13 protein-coding genes are annotated in these 14,959 nt (G+C 47.4%); 10 read left to right on the top strand and 3 right to left on the bottom strand.

Annotated elements, in window-relative coordinates; all coding sequences use genetic code 11:
* Positions 1-48: 48 nt before the first annotated feature.
* Together BN3003_RS10035 and mutY are read right to left on the bottom strand one after the other, a co-directional pair.
* A complete protein-coding gene (locus tag BN3003_RS10035) occupies positions 49-2,262 on the bottom strand; it encodes a RelA/SpoT family protein (RefSeq protein ID WP_058356520.1) in 2,214 nt (737 codons plus the stop codon).
* 143 nt (positions 2,263-2,405) lie between these two features.
* Entirely contained in the window at positions 2,406-3,470 is a 1,065-nt protein-coding gene (mutY, locus tag BN3003_RS10030) for an A/G-specific adenine glycosylase (protein ID WP_058356519.1), read from the bottom strand.
* Positions 3,471-3,518: 48 nt separating this feature from the next.
* Between mutY and BN3003_RS10025 the strand changes: the two genes are divergently transcribed.
* On the top strand, positions 3,519-4,664 hold the full coding sequence (locus BN3003_RS10025; RefSeq protein WP_058356518.1) for a THUMP domain-containing class I SAM-dependent RNA methyltransferase: 1,146 nt from the start codon (positions 3,519-3,521) through the stop codon (positions 4,662-4,664).
* The gene (locus BN3003_RS10020) at positions 4,661-5,092 is read left to right on the top strand and encodes a hypothetical protein (protein ID WP_147645406.1); all 432 of its coding nucleotides are present in this window, start codon (positions 4,661-4,663) and stop codon (positions 5,090-5,092) included. The genes BN3003_RS10025 and BN3003_RS10020 overlap by 4 nt, the downstream gene beginning before the upstream one ends.
* Positions 5,093-5,145: 53 nt before the next feature.
* Here BN3003_RS10020 and BN3003_RS10015 read toward each other — a convergent pair whose 3' ends face one another.
* Positions 5,146-6,126: a malate dehydrogenase gene (locus BN3003_RS10015; RefSeq protein ID WP_058356516.1), complete on the bottom strand. Its 981-nt coding sequence runs from the start codon at positions 6,124-6,126 to the stop codon at positions 5,146-5,148.
* Positions 6,127-6,354: 228 nt separating this feature from the next.
* Between BN3003_RS10015 and BN3003_RS10010 the strand changes: the two genes are divergently transcribed.
* The 8 genes from BN3003_RS10010 (at position 6,355) to BN3003_RS09975 (ending at position 14,927) form a co-directional block, all read left to right on the top strand.
* Entirely contained in the window at positions 6,355-7,089 is a 735-nt protein-coding gene (locus BN3003_RS10010) for a GntR family transcriptional regulator (RefSeq protein ID WP_082625630.1), read from the top strand.
* A gap of 136 nt (positions 7,090-7,225) precedes the next feature.
* Positions 7,226-7,600 (top strand): succinate dehydrogenase, cytochrome b556 subunit, encoded by a 375-nt coding sequence (sdhC, locus tag BN3003_RS10005; protein ID WP_058356514.1) that lies wholly within the window; start codon positions 7,226-7,228, stop codon positions 7,598-7,600.
* Positions 7,594-7,944 (top strand): succinate dehydrogenase, hydrophobic membrane anchor protein, encoded by a 351-nt coding sequence (gene sdhD / locus BN3003_RS10000; protein WP_058356513.1) that lies wholly within the window; start codon positions 7,594-7,596, stop codon positions 7,942-7,944. Before sdhC ends, sdhD begins: the two co-directional genes overlap by 7 nt.
* Positions 7,941-9,704, top strand: a complete 1,764-nt coding sequence (gene sdhA, locus BN3003_RS09995; protein WP_058356512.1) for a succinate dehydrogenase flavoprotein subunit — start codon at positions 7,941-7,943, stop codon at positions 9,702-9,704. Before sdhD ends, sdhA begins: the two co-directional genes overlap by 4 nt.
* Before the next feature lie 20 nt (positions 9,705-9,724).
* The gene (locus BN3003_RS09990) at positions 9,725-10,429 is read left to right on the top strand and encodes a succinate dehydrogenase iron-sulfur subunit (protein ID WP_058356511.1); all 705 of its coding nucleotides are present in this window, start codon (positions 9,725-9,727) and stop codon (positions 10,427-10,429) included.
* A 1-nt stretch (position 10,430) separates the two neighbouring features.
* Positions 10,431-10,670 (top strand): FAD assembly factor SdhE, encoded by a 240-nt coding sequence (locus BN3003_RS09985; protein ID WP_058356510.1) that lies wholly within the window; start codon positions 10,431-10,433, stop codon positions 10,668-10,670.
* A gap of 53 nt (positions 10,671-10,723) precedes the next feature.
* Positions 10,724-12,004: a citrate synthase gene (gene gltA, locus BN3003_RS09980; protein ID WP_058356509.1), complete on the top strand. Its 1,281-nt coding sequence runs from the start codon at positions 10,724-10,726 to the stop codon at positions 12,002-12,004.
* Between the two features lie 88 nt (positions 12,005-12,092).
* Positions 12,093-14,927: a 2-oxoglutarate dehydrogenase E1 component gene (locus BN3003_RS09975; protein ID WP_058356508.1), complete on the top strand. Its 2,835-nt coding sequence runs from the start codon at positions 12,093-12,095 to the stop codon at positions 14,925-14,927.
* The last annotated feature ends 32 nt before the right edge of the window (positions 14,928-14,959 follow it).

The raw sequence follows: 14,959 nt of genomic DNA, 5'->3' as shown, positions 1-14,959 counted from the left end.
CGGCCTGTAATGGATTTACAGGCCGCTTTTTTATCTACCAGCGCAAACTTACAAACGGTTGACGGTGTACACACCTTTGACATCGCTGAGGTTGCTCATCACCCGTGGCAATTCTTCTACTTGCTTGATTTCCACGGTAAAGCGCATGGTCGCCAACGCGTCTTTGGTGATGGTGTTCACACCGATGACGTTAAGTTTGTTACGCGAGAACGCTTCGGAAACATCGCGCAGCAAGCCATTGCGGTCGCGGGCGGTGATTTCGATGTCGATGGGGAACACTTGCCCAGATTTGAGTTCGCTCCATTGTGTGGACACGATTTTGTCTGGGTTCATTTGCGCCAAGTTTTGGTAGGCGGCGCAGTTTTGTCGGTGCACGGAAATGCCGCGGCCTTTGGTAACAAAGCCGGCAATCGCGTCTGGTGGCGCGGGTTTACAGCATTTGGCCAAGAAGGTGAGCAAGCCGCCTTCGCCATCGACCAATACACCGCTTTTATCGGTTTGGGCGCGGCTTTTGCGCACGATATTGGCTTCGGTAAACTCGGTGGTGGTTTCTTCAGGCCGCATCAATTGGGTGGCGGCATTGCTGATGGTGCGCGGCGTGACTTCGCCATGACCCAAGGCCAGATACAAATCATCCAGCTTGGTATAGCCCAAGGCCTCACACAAATGCTGCAAATTCGGACGCATCGACAATTTGTTCAATTGCTTGTCCAAAATCGTGCGGCCATTTTCCCGCACCGCTTCCGAGTTTTGTGCGCGGATGTAAGCGCGGATTTTGCTGGTGGCTTTGGATGATTTTACCCAACCATCCAGCAACCAGTTGACCGATGGATGGCCTTCTTTGACGGTGATGATTTCCACACGTTGGCCGTTTTCCAGTGGCGTCGACAAAGGCACGATTTGACCGTTAACTTTGGCGCCACGGCAGCGGTGACCCAAATCGGTGTGCACGGCGTAGGCAAAATCTATTGGCGTCGCGCCCACGGGCAAAGACAAGACTTTGCCGTGCGGGGTAAGCACATAAATGGTGTCGTTGAACAATTCGGTTTGGAAGGCTTCGGCCAAATTGTCGGCCTTGTCATTGTCGGCAACGTTTTCGCGCCATTCCAATAATTGTCTGAGCCACGAGATTTTTTGCTCGTAAGCCTTGTCGCCTTCGCCGCCTTCTTTGTAACGCCAGTGCGCCGCCACGCCAAACTCAGCAAATTGATGCATGTCGAAGGTGCGGATTTGGATTTCCACCCCTTTGTCTTTGGGACCGACAACGACGGTATGCAGACTTTGGTAATCATTGGATTTGGGGTGAGCGATGTAGTCGTCAAACTCGCCCGGTATCGGTTGCCACATGCTGTGGATGATGCCGAGGGTGGTATAGCATTGCGGGACGGTGTCGACCAAGACCCGCACCGCGCGTATGTCGTACAGACCAGAAAAATCGAGCTTTTTCTTGGTCATTTTTTTGTAGATGGAGTAAATGTGTTTGGGGCGACCAGCCACCTCGCAGTGGATGTTCAGGCGCTCTAATTCGCGCTCGATGATGCCAACCACATTGTTGATGTATTCCATGCGCTCGGTGCGCTTTTCATCCAACAGCTTGGCGATGCGGCTATAGGCTTCGGGGTTTTGGTAGCGAAAGCCCAAGTCTTCCAGCAACCATTTCAATTGCCACACGCCCAAACGGTTGGCCAAGGGTGCGAAAATGTCCAAGGTTTCTTTGGCGATTTCGCGTTTCAAATCGCTGTCGGGGATGCTGGCCATGAAGTGCATGGTGCGCGTGCGCATGGCCAATTTGATTAACACCACGCGAATGTCCGACACCATCGCAATCAGCATTTTGCGCATGGATTCGGCTTGTTGCTGATGTTCTTCAGGTGTATTGATTTTTTCGATGTTGGCGAATTTGGTCAGCTTTTGTACTTGGTCTATGCCTTCGACCAAGCGCGCGATGTTGGCATTGCATTTTTGGATGGTAAGCTCTTGCCAGTTTTTGCAGTAAACCGGTAAAGCGGATAAGACGGTGGCGGCCAAGGCATCGGCGAATATGTGCATTTCATCGACGAAGTACGTCGCACTCAAGACATGCGACAGCATGGGTTCGCCCATTTGGGTTTTGGCATCGGCAGGATAATACTCTTGCGCCAATTCCAAAGCGCCTTTCAGTAAGTCCAAATCCTCACCAGAGAACTTGTTACTGAAATGCCCCAGCCACTGTTGCGGAGTCAGCGTTTGTTCTGGTGAATTGACTCGGGTGAGGGATACCATCTCTGCTCCATGTTCTGGAAAATACTGTATTCGGAAAGCTCGAACAGCATTATACCGCAAACTTTATATGATTTTGGCATAACTGAGTTTCGTTATTGCTTAAGTATTGCATCTAAAAGAACTAATAGTTGGAATCGGTTAAATTAGGTTAATAATTGTGGCAAAATATTCTGTAAAGGTTTGGGTAAACCAAGGCTTAATGCGGCCTGTAAGGCATAAAACTGGCCGGTTTCCGTGACTGCAATATCGCTGTTGCTGCGAGCGATAGCGATGGTGATGCTCATGGCGCGGTGGGTGAGTTTGTGGGTGATGGGGTCTAGGTAGTTTAGGGCTGCCGCGCCTATGCCGCGTTCGGCCAGCCATGTGGACCATGTTTCTACCTCTACCATTGGAGGGCAATACAATTGGCTCCAAATGCCGCTTACAGGCCGCTTTTCCAATAAGATGCGTTGCTGATGGTCGATGACGCACAACCAATAAACTGGCATTTGTTTGACTTTAACACTGGTCTTTTTGACGGGTAATTCGGCAGTTAAACCACGCTCATGTGCCAAACACAATGTTTGCATTGGGCAAACCTCACATTTGGGTTTGCTGCGTGTGCACACAGTGGCGCCCAAATCCATCAAGCCTTGGGTATAACTGGGCATGTCTGCAGGCGCTGCAGGCAATAATTGCTCGGCCAAGTTCCACAAACTGTTTTCAAACGCCTTGTCTTGCGGATTGCCATACAGCGCAAACAAGCGGCACAACACCCGTTTGACATTGCCATCGAGTATGGTCTCACGTTCTTGAAACGCAAACGCGGCAATGGCGGCGGCGGTGCTGCGTCCCACACCTTTTAAGGTCTCTAATTGCTGACGTTGGCTGGGAAACACGCCGCCAAAATCATCGCGCACTTGTTGCGCTGCATGGTGCAAATTGCGCGCGCGGCTGTAATAGCCCAAGCCGGCCCACAAGGCGGTGACATCGTCTATGGGCGCATCGGCCAAGGCTTGCACATTCGGAAAGCGGGCAATGAATCTGAGGTAATAGTCCAAAACCGTGCTGACTTGGGTTTGCTGCAACATGATTTCTGACACCCATACCAAATACGCATCGGTTTGTTGCCAAGGCAGGTTGTGGCGGCCACATTGTTGCTGCCAAGTGATTAATGTGTGAGAAAAGTGCGAAAGTGGCAAATTTGGCGCAAATGATTCCAATGACATGGTGTGATTCAGTTACAATAAAGCGCTATTTTGTCACAAAGTTTGGTTATGGCTGCACTTAAAATTTTTATTACGTGTCCACGTGGTTTGGAAGAGGTTTTGGTTGGTGAGTTGAATGCCTTGGCATTGCAACAGATACGCGCTGTCGATGGCGGCGTGGATTGCGTGGGAAGTTGGGAGCAAGTGTACCAAATCAACTTGCGTTCTCGCGTCGCTTCGCGGGTATTGATTGAGTTGATACGTGGCGTGTGCGCGCGTGAAGACCAGATGTACCAATTGGCGAGAAAAGTGGTGTGGAGCGATTGGTTTGAGGTGAATGACAGCATTAAAATGAATGTTACCGGCAAACGCACACCGTTTAAACGCATCGATATCTTGGGTTTGAAAATCAAAGATGCGGTGTGTGATGTGTTCCGTGAAGCCTGCGGCAAACGCCCTAGCGTCGATAAAATGTTTCCCGATGTGCGCATCCACGCCTTTGTAGAAGGCACACAGGCACGCATCATGCTAGACACCAGTGGCGAAGCCTTGTTCAAGCGTGGCTACCGCGATGAAACCGGTGAAGCGCCGTTGCGCGAAAATTTGGCTGCAGGTTTGTTGATGTTGGCAGGTTACGATGGCAGCCAAGCATTTATTGACCCGATGTGCGGCAGTGGCACCATTGCCATTGAGGCAGCTTTAATTGCCAAACACCAAGCACCGGGTTTGTATCGTCGTTTTGGCTTTGAAAAGTTACAAGGGTTTCAAGCCGAGGTGTGGTCAAAAATCAAACAACAAGCTTTGGCCGAAGTCATTGCCCCAGTGGCCAGTTTACAGGCCGCTGATGTGGACAGACAGGTCATCAAGGCTGCCTTAGGGAATGCACATCAAGCCGGTGTGGATGATGTGTTGGCATTTAAAGTACAAGATGTGACCAAGGCGACTGCAGCGGCGGCAACAGGGGTGGTGGTGTCCAATCCACCGTATGGAATACGCTTAGAAGATGAGCATTTTTTGCGCGGATTTTATCCACAATTGGGAGGCGTCCTGAAACAACAGTTTCATGGCTGGCAAGTGGCTTTAATCAGTGCCGACATGGGTTTGCCTGGTGGTTTGCGTTTAAAACCAGCCCGCAAAGTTCCATTGTTTAACGGCAAATTGGATTGTCGTTTGTTTATATTTAAGATGGTACAGGGATCAAATAGGGGGGAATGATGAGTTTACGGGGGATAATCAATTTTGTGTTACTGGCCGCATTTGTTTATGCAGCATATTGTGGCTATCAATATTTACAATTAAGAAATGCGGTTTTAGAAGAAATTAAAGGTAAACCAGGTGTCAGAAAGATGATTGGTGATGTGGAGGGTGTACAAATTAATTTGAGTCAGTATCCTTCCATCAGCTGTCCAGAGAATAAGACGGTGGGGTGGAAAGAATTTGTATTTAAACATCACAGTAAAGGTTGTTTTAGATTTTCATTCGGAGTGCAGAGTGAAACCTTGAAAACAATCAAAATATCCACAGACTACGATACCAATAAATTGATAGGTGAACGTTTTTCATACGTGATGGTCTGTCAAAAACCTGGCGAGATTGCTGCCAAGGATAATGGCATGCCACGTGACTATATCAACTGTGAGTAATTTAGCATAATAAAAAAGCCGCTCAATGAGCGGCTTTTTTCAAACTTGCGAACTTATTTCAACAAATGAGCCACGCCAGCTTTTTCTTCTTCCAATTCGGCCAAAGTGATATTGATGCGTTCTTGGCTGAATGCGTCGATTTCCAAGCCTTCAACGATTTGGTATTCACCGTTAGCACAAGTCACTGGGAAGCCGAACATGGTGCCTTCTGGGATGCCGTAAGAGCCATCTGAAGGAATGCCCATGGTCACCCAAGCACCGTCAGTACCCAACCACCAGTCGTGGATGTGGTCGATGGCAGCATTGGCAGCAGAAGCAGCAGAAGACAAGCCACGGGCTTCGATGATGGCGGCGCCACGTTTGCCTACTGTAGGCAAGAATACGTTGGCGTTCCAGTCTTGATCATTGATCAAGTCTTTAACGTTTTCGCCATTGATGGTAGCAAAACGGTAGTCAGCGTACATAGAAGGGCTGTGGTTACCCCAAACACACAATTTTTGGATGTCGCCAACGGCTTTGCCGGTTTTTTCGGCAATTTGGCTCAAGGCACGGTTGTGGTCTAAGCGCAACATGGCAGTGAAGTTTTTAGGATTTAAATCTGGAGCAGATTTCATCGCGATGTAAGCATTGGTGTTAGCAGGGTTGCCTACTACCAATACTTTCACGCCGCGGTCAGCCACTTTGTTCAAAGCTGCGCCTTGAACGGTAAAGATTTCAGCATTGGCTGCCAACAAATCGGCACGTTCCATGCCTTTTGAACGTGGGCGAGCACCTACCAAGATGGCAACTTGTGCATCTTTGAAGGCCACTTCTGGGTCGTCAGTCGCAACCATGCCTGCCAACAATGGGAATGCACAGTCTTGCAATTCCATCATCACGCCTTTAACGGCATTTTGCGCTTGTGGCAAATCCAATAATTGCAAAATAACAGGTTGGTCTTTGCCTAACATTTCGCCGCTTGCGATGCGGAACAATAAGGCATAACCAATTTGACCAGCTGCGCCGGTTACAGCAACACGTACAGGTGCTTTCATTTCTATCTCCACGTATGAATAACGAGTTACGACAATTTAGTATCGATACCGTCTTTTTCAGTCACATAAGTTTACATGGCATGGCGGTTCGAGCCGACCTGAATCATAGCAAAACTTGGCCGCTCGCGTAAAAGATTTTATTAATATATTTAGTTAGATTTAGTTAAATGACTTATATCTTATATAAGACATAATTTACTTTTTAATTTCAGGCGTTACAATACTGCCATGCCAAAACCACCGACTCGAAATCCTTTGTATGCTCAAGTTGCTGATTACGTCATGCAACAAATTGCTGCAGGCAATTACAGGCCGCATCAAGCCATTCCAACCGAATGGCAATTGGCGAAAAAGCTTGAAGTGAGCCAAGGCACGGTACGTAAAGGCTTGGATGAATTGGTGTTCAAACAGATTCTGTATCGCCAACAAGGAGTAGGTACTTTTGTCGCCGATCAATATGGTGACTGGGGACTCTTCGGTTTGGTGGGCATGTTTGAAAAAGAGTCTCACAGTGTGTTCCCAAAAAGTGAGGTGCTCAGTGTGGTGGCAGTACATGCGGGTAATGAAATCAGTGATTTATTGCATTTGCGTGCAGCAAACCCACTGGTGTGGAAGGTGCTGGTTTTGTGGCGACACCAAATCAATACCGTTGCCTTAGATGAGGTGTTTTTGCCTTATGAACGCCTACAAGATTTGAATCGACGGCAATTGATTACCCGACTCAGCATCGAGAGTTTGTTGCTGAAAGAGTATGAAGTCAGATTGAACCACTTAAGTTGTATGGCCAGTGTGGGTGGTTTGAATGCTGAATTGGCAAGTGTGTTGAAGGTGTCTGCGGAAGAACCGGTGTTGTACATGCAGATAAAAAAGACCGATGCCAATGGCGAGATGATGATGTTAAAGCGCAGGTACATACTTACACGTCATTATCAATTGAATTTATCTGCTAACTCCATTGTCTGAATTCTGCAATGAAACCTTTTCATGGTGTTTAAAAAAGAGTAAATTGCGCTGGCGTAAATTAATGTATTCATTGGCATTAAATTTAAAAACTTGTTTTATTTAATAAACTTACGCAGTTTTTTTAAGGAACCCCTCAATGCATAAACAAAGACCTGTCTATATAGACGTTGTGAAGACACGTCTACCGATTCCTGGGATTGTGTCCATTCTACACAGGGTCAGTGGTGTGGGCTTATTCATTTGCTTGCCATTGTTATTGTGTTTATTCGCAGGAACTCTGAGTACTGAAGAAGCGTTTAATCAATACCAAAGCTTGGTAAGCAATCCAATCATTAAATTGTTATTGTTGGGTTTGTTGTGGGCATATTTGCACCACTTCTTGGCTGGTATCCGCTTTTTGTTCTTGGATATGCACAAAGGTTTGGAACTGAATACTGCGCGTACGACTGCTAAAGTGGTGTTTGGCGCTGCTTTGATTTTGACTGTGATTTTAGGAGCCTTGTTATGGTAGAACGCAAATTAACAGGTGCCCATTACGGTTTGCGCGATTGGGCAATGCAACGCATCACCGCGGTCATCATGGTGATTTACACCATTGCCATGCTCGTTATCTTATTTACATTGCCACACGAATATGAAGCTTGGCGTGCATTCTTTACCCAAGGTTGGGTACGTTTGTTCACGCAAATTACCTTTATCGCGGTGGCATTGCATGCTTGGGTTGGTATTCGCGACTTGTGGATGGATTACATCAGTAAATCTGTCGGTTTGCGTTTGACCTTGCATGTGGCAACCATTCTTTGGTTGGTTGGTTGTGTTATTTATTCATTTAAAGTTATTTGGGGGTTAGCATGAGTTATCCTGTTCGTCGTTTTGATGCCGTTATTGTTGGTGGCGGTGGTGCAGGTTTACGTGCAGCCTTGCAAACTTCTAAAGCCGGCCTGAACACAGCGGTATTGTCTAAAGTATTCCCAACCCGTTCACACACTGTTGCGGCACAAGGTGGTATTTCTGCTTCTTTGGGCAATGTGCAAGAAGACCGTTGGGATTGGCACATGTACGATACCGTTAAAGGTTCGGACTGGTTGGGCGACCAAGACGCCATCGAATTCATGACCCGTGCAGCACCTGATGCTGTCATCGAATTGGAACACATGGGTATGCCTTTTGACCGCGTTGAAAGCGGCAAAATCTACCAACGTCCATTCGGTGGACATACTGCAGAACATGGTAAACGCGCGGTAGAGCGCGCTTGTGCCGTGGCCGACCGTACTGGTCACGCAATGTTGCACACTTTGTACCAACAAAACGTTCGTGCCCATACCCAATTCTTCGTGGAATGGATGGCATTGGACTTGATCCGTGACGAACACGGTGATGTGATTGGTGTGACTGCTTTGGAAATGGAAACAGGTGAAGTGTTCATCTTGCATGCCAAAGCGGTATTGTTCGCCACCGGTGGTGGCGGTCGTATTTATGCTTCTTCTACCAATGCCTTCATGAACACAGGCGATGGCTTGGGCATGGCTGCGCGTGCAGGCATTCCTTTGGAAGACATGGAATTCTGGCAATTCCACCCAACTGGCGTGGCCGGTGCGGGTGTGTTGATTACTGAAGGTGTGCGCGGTGAGGGCGGTATTTTGCTTAACTGCAATGGCGAACGTTTCATGGAACGTTATGCGCCTACCGTAAAAGACTTGGCTTCTCGTGACGTGGTGTCTCGCGCCATGGCGATGGAAATTCATGAAGGTCGCGGTTGTGGTAAGAAAAAAGACCACGTATTGCTCAAAGTAGACCACTTGGGCGCCGACAAAATCATGGAAAAATTGCCAGGCATCCGCGAAATCGCGATTAACTTTGCCGGCGTAGACCCAATTAAAGATCCTATCCCAGTCGTACCAACGACCCACTACATGATGGGCGGTATTCCTACCAACTACCACGGTCAAGTGGTGGTGCCTCAAGGTGATAATCCTGAAACTCCAGTCAATGGTTTTTACGCAGCCGGTGAGTGTGCTTGTGCTTCTGTGCACGGTGCTAACCGCTTGGGTACCAACTCATTGCTCGACTTGGTGGTGTTCGGTAAAGCTGCTGGCGATCACATGATTGAATACATCCAAACCCAAAAAACGTGGAAAGATTTGCCAGCCGATGCCGGTGAATTCACGCGCAAACGTTTGGAACGTTTGGAAAACCAAACTGGTGGTGAAGACGTTGATGCTTTGCGCAATGAGTTGCAAGCCTTGGTACAAAGCCACGCTGGTGTATTCCGTACCGATGTCATCTTGAAAGACGGCGTGGAAAAAATCAAAGCTTTGGTAGCGCGCGTACACAAAACCGAAATCAAAGACAAATCCAAAGTATGGAACACAGCCCGTTCTGAAGCCTTGGAATTGGAAAACTTGATTGAAGTGGCGCAAGCAACATTGGTTTCTGCTGAAGCACGTAAAGAATCACGTGGTGCCCACGCTTCTGATGACCATCCTGATCGCGATGATGTGAATTGGATGAAACACACCTTGTGGTATTCAGCCGGCAATCAGTTGACTTACAAACCTGTACATACTAAACCGTTGACGGTCGATTACATCGAACCAGCCAAGCGCGTTTACTAATAAAAGTTTAGGAATACCTCATGGAACTGTTTAAATTTCAAGTAATGCGCTTCAACCCAGATCGGGATGAAAAGTGGTACATGCAAGACTACGAGTTGGAACTTGAGCCAACCGACGTGAAATTGTTGGATGCTTTGGTGAAATTGAAAGCCAAAGACGACAGCCTGTCTTTCCGTCGTTCTTGCCGCGAAGGCATTTGTGGTTCTGATGGCATGAACATCAATGGTAAAAATGGCTTGGCATGTTTGACCAACATTCGTGATTTGAAACAACCGATTCAATTGCGCCCATTGCCAGGCTTGCCGATTATCCGCGATTTGATTGTGGACATGACGCAATTCTTCAACCAATACCATTCTGTCAAACCATACGTGGTGAATGACACACCAGCACCTGAACGTGAACGCTTGCAAACGCAAGAAGAACGCAAAGAGTTGGATGGCTTGTACGAATGTATTTTGTGCGCATGTTGTTCTACTGCTTGTCCTTCATTCTGGTGGAATCCTGATAAATTCGTGGGCCCATCTGGTTTGCTCAATGCGTATCGCTTTATTGCCGATACCCGCGACACCCGTACCAATGAACGTTTGGACAACTTAAATGACCCATACCGTTTGTTCCGTTGTCACACCATCATGAACTGTGTGGATGTGTGTCCGAAACATCTGAATCCGACCCGTGCCATCGGTAAGATCAAAGAAATGATGTTGAAACGGGCGGTATAACATGACCGAAGCCGAGAAAAGGCGTTTACGCTATTTGACCAGACGAGGTTTATTAGAACTGGACATCGTTCTGACCCGCTTTATGCAAAGTCGCTTTGAAACTTTGTCTGAGAGTGAACTGGAAATCTTCCGTGACATTCTGGATTGGCAAGATCAAGATTTTTGGGCCATCGTCAATGGCTACCAAGATGTGCCTGATGAAAAATATCAAGCACTCATTACGCTGATTCGTTCGGCTTAATCCCTTACAGGCCGCTTGTAAGCGGCCTGAAACCGAAACACTAAGGAGATAAAATGACCAAGCAAGCATCATTGAAAGTAGAAGACAAAGAAGTAACCTTTCCAGTTATGGAAGGTACTTTGGGACCTGATGTAATTGATATCCGTACTTTGTTGAAAGAAACCGGTACCTTCACTTTCGACCCAGGATTCACTTCTACTGCAAGCTGCGAGTCAAAAATCACCTTTATCGATGGCGATAAAGGTCAGTTGTACTATCGTGGTTACCCTATCGAGCAATTGGCTGAAAACAGCGATTACTTGGAAACTTGCTATTTGTTGATCTACGGCGAATTGCCAACAGAAGCACAACACAAAGAGTTTGTTGAAACCATCACCAAACACACCATGGTACACGAACAATTGACTTGGTTCTTCCGTGGTTTCCGTCGCGATGCTCACCCTATGGCGATGATGACTGGTGTGGTTGGTGCTTTGGCTGCATTCTACCAAGACAGCTTGGACATCAACAATCCAGACCACCGTCGTGTGGCTGAATACCGCATGATTTCTAAAATCCCTACCATCGCAGCCATGTGTTACCGTTATTCTATCGGTGCACCATTTGTGTTCCCACGCAATGACTTGTCTTACACTGCGAACTTCATGAACATGATGTTCTCTACGCCTTGCGAAGAATACAAACCAAACCCAGTATTGGTTAAAGCTTTGGATCGCATCTTCATCTTGCATGCAGACCACGAACAAAACGCTTCTACTTCTACCGTACGTTTGGCTGGTTCATCTGGTACCAACCCATTTGCAGCCATTGCTGCTGGTATCGCTTGCTTGTGGGGCCCTGCTCACGGTGGTGCCAACGAAGCTGTGTTGAAAATGTTGGACGAAATCGGTTCAGTAGAACACGTGGCTGAATTCATGGAAGGCGTGAAAGAACGCAAATACCGCTTGATGGGCTTCGGTCACCGCGTGTACAAAAACATGGACCCACGTGCGAAAATCATGAAACAAACTTGTGACGAAGTATTGAACGAGTTGGGCTTGCATGACGATCCTAAATTCAAATTGGCGATGGCATTAGAAAAAATCGCTTTGGAAGATCCATACTTCGTAGAACGCAAATTGTACCCTAACGTAGACTTCTACTCTGGTATCGTATTGTCTGCATTGGGTATCCCAGTGTCTATGTTCACTGTGATCTTTGCTTTGGCCCGTACCGTAGGTTGGATCAGCCACTGGCATGAAATGATTGCTGACCCATTGTACAAAATTGGCCGTCCACGCCAATTGTACACAGGCTCAGTACGTCGCGATTACGTACCAGAAGCGCAACGCTAATAGCGTGGTGACAGCACTGGCTTTACAGGCCGGTGCTGTCTTATGAATTTATAGTCTGAACAACAGACAGCAATAAAGGTCTTTTGCCATGATGAATGAAGAAATCGGCTTGTCTTACTTATATGGCTCCAATGCGCCATATATTGAAGAGCTGTATGAAATGTATTTGAAAGATCCTAGCTCGGTCGACAGTCATTGGAAACAATACTTTGATGAAATCGTAACCTTACCGGGAGCGGCTGCACGAGATGTAGCGCATGCGCCGATTCAACAATCATTTGTCGATATGGCTAAGCGTCCTGTAACTCAACATGCAGCCAGCGTCGCACTTGATGCGAATGCGATGAAAAAGCAAGTGGCCGTATTGCGCTTGGTTTCTGCATACCGTGTTTTGGGTGCCCGTCACGCCAACATCGATCCATTGCAACGCATGGGTTCACAATACTATTCAGAATTGGATCCTGCGACTTATGGTTTAACTGCCGAAGACATGGCAGTGCAATTCAGTGTGTCCAACACTTTCTCAAGCAACGACCGTTTGCCGTTGTCTGAGATCATCAACAAATTGCAACAAACATATTGCGGCACCATCGGTGTCGAATACATGCACATTACGCGCTCAGAAGAAAAACACTGGGTGCAAGACCGTTTTGAAAAAGACTTGTCTACCCCACATTTCAATGTGGAAACCAAAAAACGCATTTTGGGCAAAATCACCGCTGCCGAAACCTTAGAGCGCTACTTGCATACCAAATATGTGGGTCAAAAACGCTTCTCTTTGGAAGGTGGCGAATCCACCATTCCGGCCTTGGATTACTTGATTCAAAATTCCAGCACCCAAGGTGTCGAAGAAGTGGTTATCGGCATGGCTCACCGTGGCCGTTTGAATGTGTTGGTGAACATCTTGGGCAAATCGCCTAAAGACTTGTTCAGCGAATTTGAAGGCAAATACACCGTACAATTGCCTAGTGGCGACGTGAAATACCACAATGGTTTCAGTTCGGACATTCCAACTGAAAATGGTCCTATCCACATCTCTTTGGCATTTAACCCATCGCACTTGGAAATTGTGAATCCAGTGGTAGAAGGTTCTGTGCGTGCCCGTCAACGCCGTCGTGGTGAAGATGGTCAAAAACAAGTGATGCCAGTATTGATTCATGGTGACTCAGCCTTTATTGGCTTGGGTGTGAATCAAGGGACGTTCAACTTGTCACAAACCCGTGGTTACACCACTGGTGGTACTGTACACATTGTCATCAATAACCAAATTGGTTTCACCACCTCTGATACCCGCGATACCCGTTCGACCTTGTACTGTACTGACATCGCGAAAATGATTGATGCACCGATTTTCCATGTCAACGGTGATGATCCAGAAGCAGTGTGCTATGTGATGCAGGCCGCTTTGGACTACCGCATGCAGTTCAAAAAAGACATCGTGATTGATTTGGTATGTTACCGTAAATTGGGCCATAACGAGGGCGACGATCCTTATTTGACCCAACCGATGATGTACAAAAAAATCTCGCAACACCCAGGTTCACGCGCCATTTACGCCGAAAAATTGGCCAAAGAAGGTGTGGTACCAGCTGAGTTGAGCGAAGATTTGATTAAGGCTTACCGCGATGCCTTGGACAAAGGTGAGCATGTAGAGCAAACCAAATTAACCGATTACAAACGCAAACACGCATTGGATTGGTCAATTTACATGGGTACCCATTGGGCTCACCCAACCGAAACGGCTTTGCCAGCTGCCGACATCCAACGCTTAACCGAAAAATTCACCGCCGTGCCTGCGGACTTCCAATTGCACAATACCGTGAAAAAATTGTTGGAAAACCGCAAGAAAATGGGCGTGGGTGAAATGCCGATTGATTGGGGTATGGCTGAGACCTTGGCTTACGCCAGCTTGGTGACCAATGGCAATGGTGTGCGCATTTCCGGTGAAGACTCTGGCCGTGGTACGTTCTCACATCGCCATGCGGTATTGCACGATCAAAACCGTGAAAAATGGGATGCGGGTGCTTATGTGCCACTGCGCAATATGTCTGACAACCAAGCCAACTTCATGGTCATCGATTCCATCTTGAATGAAGAAGCGGTTTTGGCGTATGAATACGGTTTTGCGTGTTCCGCTCCTGATCAATTGGTGATTTGGGAAGGCCAGTTCGGCGACTTCGCCAATGGTGCACAAGTGGCGATTGACCAGTTCATCGCTTCGGGTGAAACCAAATGGGGTCGTTTGTGTGGTTTGACCATGATTTTGCCTCACGGCTATGATGGTCAAGGCCCAGAGCACTCATCGGCTCGTTTAGAGCGCTGGTTGCAATTGTGTTCAGAACACAATATGCAAGTGGTGATGATGTCTGAAGCCTCACAAATGTTCCATGTGTTGCGCCGTCAAGTATTGCGTCCATATCGCAAACCTTTGGTCATCTTCATGTCTAAACGCTTGTTGCGCTTCAAAGACTCTATGAGTGATTTGAGCCAATTCACCGAAGGTTCGGGCTTCCGTACCGTGATTGGGGATGCGGTTGAGCGTGATGATGCCAAAGTCAAACGCATTGTGTTGTGTGCTGGCCAAGTGTATTACGATTTGGCTGCCGGTCGCAAAGAACGTGGCATGGAAGAAGAAGTGGCAATTGTGCGCGTAGAACAATTGTACCCATTCCCATACGAAGTATTGGCCGCAGAATTAAGCCGTTACAGCAATGCCACTGAAATCATGTGGGCACAGGAAGAACCGAAAAACCAAGGCGCGTGGTATCAAATTCGCCATCGCATTGAAGCGGTTTCGACTGACAAACAAAAAGTACTCTTTGCAGGCCGCCCAGCAAGTGCGTCCCCAGCAGTGGGTTACATGAGCAAACATGCGGCACAGTTAAAAGCATTGATTGAAGATGCGTTTAATTTGGAAGCATAAGATTTAGTCACCAAGTTTAAGGCCACTTGGTG

Origin of the sequence: Vitreoscilla massiliensis, assembly GCF_001457815.1 — a bacterium.
Classification (GTDB): Bacteria; Pseudomonadota; Gammaproteobacteria; order Burkholderiales; family Neisseriaceae; genus Vitreoscilla; species Vitreoscilla massiliensis.
Note: the sequence above shows the minus strand (reverse complement) of the source record. Positions and strands in the feature narration are given on the sequence as shown.

Coding starts and splice junctions, on each gene's coding strand:
- BN3003_RS10025 (WP_058356518.1), top strand. CDS start 3,519: ATGGCTGCACTTAAAATTTTTATTACGTGTCCACGTGGTTTGGAAGAG.
- sdhA (WP_058356512.1), top strand. CDS start 7,941: ATGAGTTATCCTGTTCGTCGTTTTGATGCCGTTATTGTTGGTGGCGGT.
- BN3003_RS10015 (WP_058356516.1), bottom strand. CDS start 6,126: ATGAAAGCACCTGTACGTGTTGCTGTAACCGGCGCAGCTGGTCAAATT.
- sdhC (WP_058356514.1), top strand. CDS start 7,226: ATGCATAAACAAAGACCTGTCTATATAGACGTTGTGAAGACACGTCTA.
- BN3003_RS09985 (WP_058356510.1), top strand. CDS start 10,431: ATGACCGAAGCCGAGAAAAGGCGTTTACGCTATTTGACCAGACGAGGT.
- BN3003_RS10020 (WP_147645406.1), top strand. CDS start 4,661: ATGATGAGTTTACGGGGGATAATCAATTTTGTGTTACTGGCCGCATTT.
- BN3003_RS10035 (WP_058356520.1), bottom strand. CDS start 2,262: ATGGTATCCCTCACCCGAGTCAATTCACCAGAACAAACGCTGACTCCG.
- BN3003_RS09990 (WP_058356511.1), top strand. CDS start 9,725: ATGGAACTGTTTAAATTTCAAGTAATGCGCTTCAACCCAGATCGGGAT.
- gltA (WP_058356509.1), top strand. CDS start 10,724: ATGACCAAGCAAGCATCATTGAAAGTAGAAGACAAAGAAGTAACCTTT.
- mutY (WP_058356519.1), bottom strand. CDS start 3,470: ATGTCATTGGAATCATTTGCGCCAAATTTGCCACTTTCGCACTTTTCT.
- sdhD (WP_058356513.1), top strand. CDS start 7,594: ATGGTAGAACGCAAATTAACAGGTGCCCATTACGGTTTGCGCGATTGG.
- BN3003_RS10010 (WP_082625630.1), top strand. CDS start 6,355: ATGCCAAAACCACCGACTCGAAATCCTTTGTATGCTCAAGTTGCTGAT.
- BN3003_RS09975 (WP_058356508.1), top strand. CDS start 12,093: ATGATGAATGAAGAAATCGGCTTGTCTTACTTATATGGCTCCAATGCG.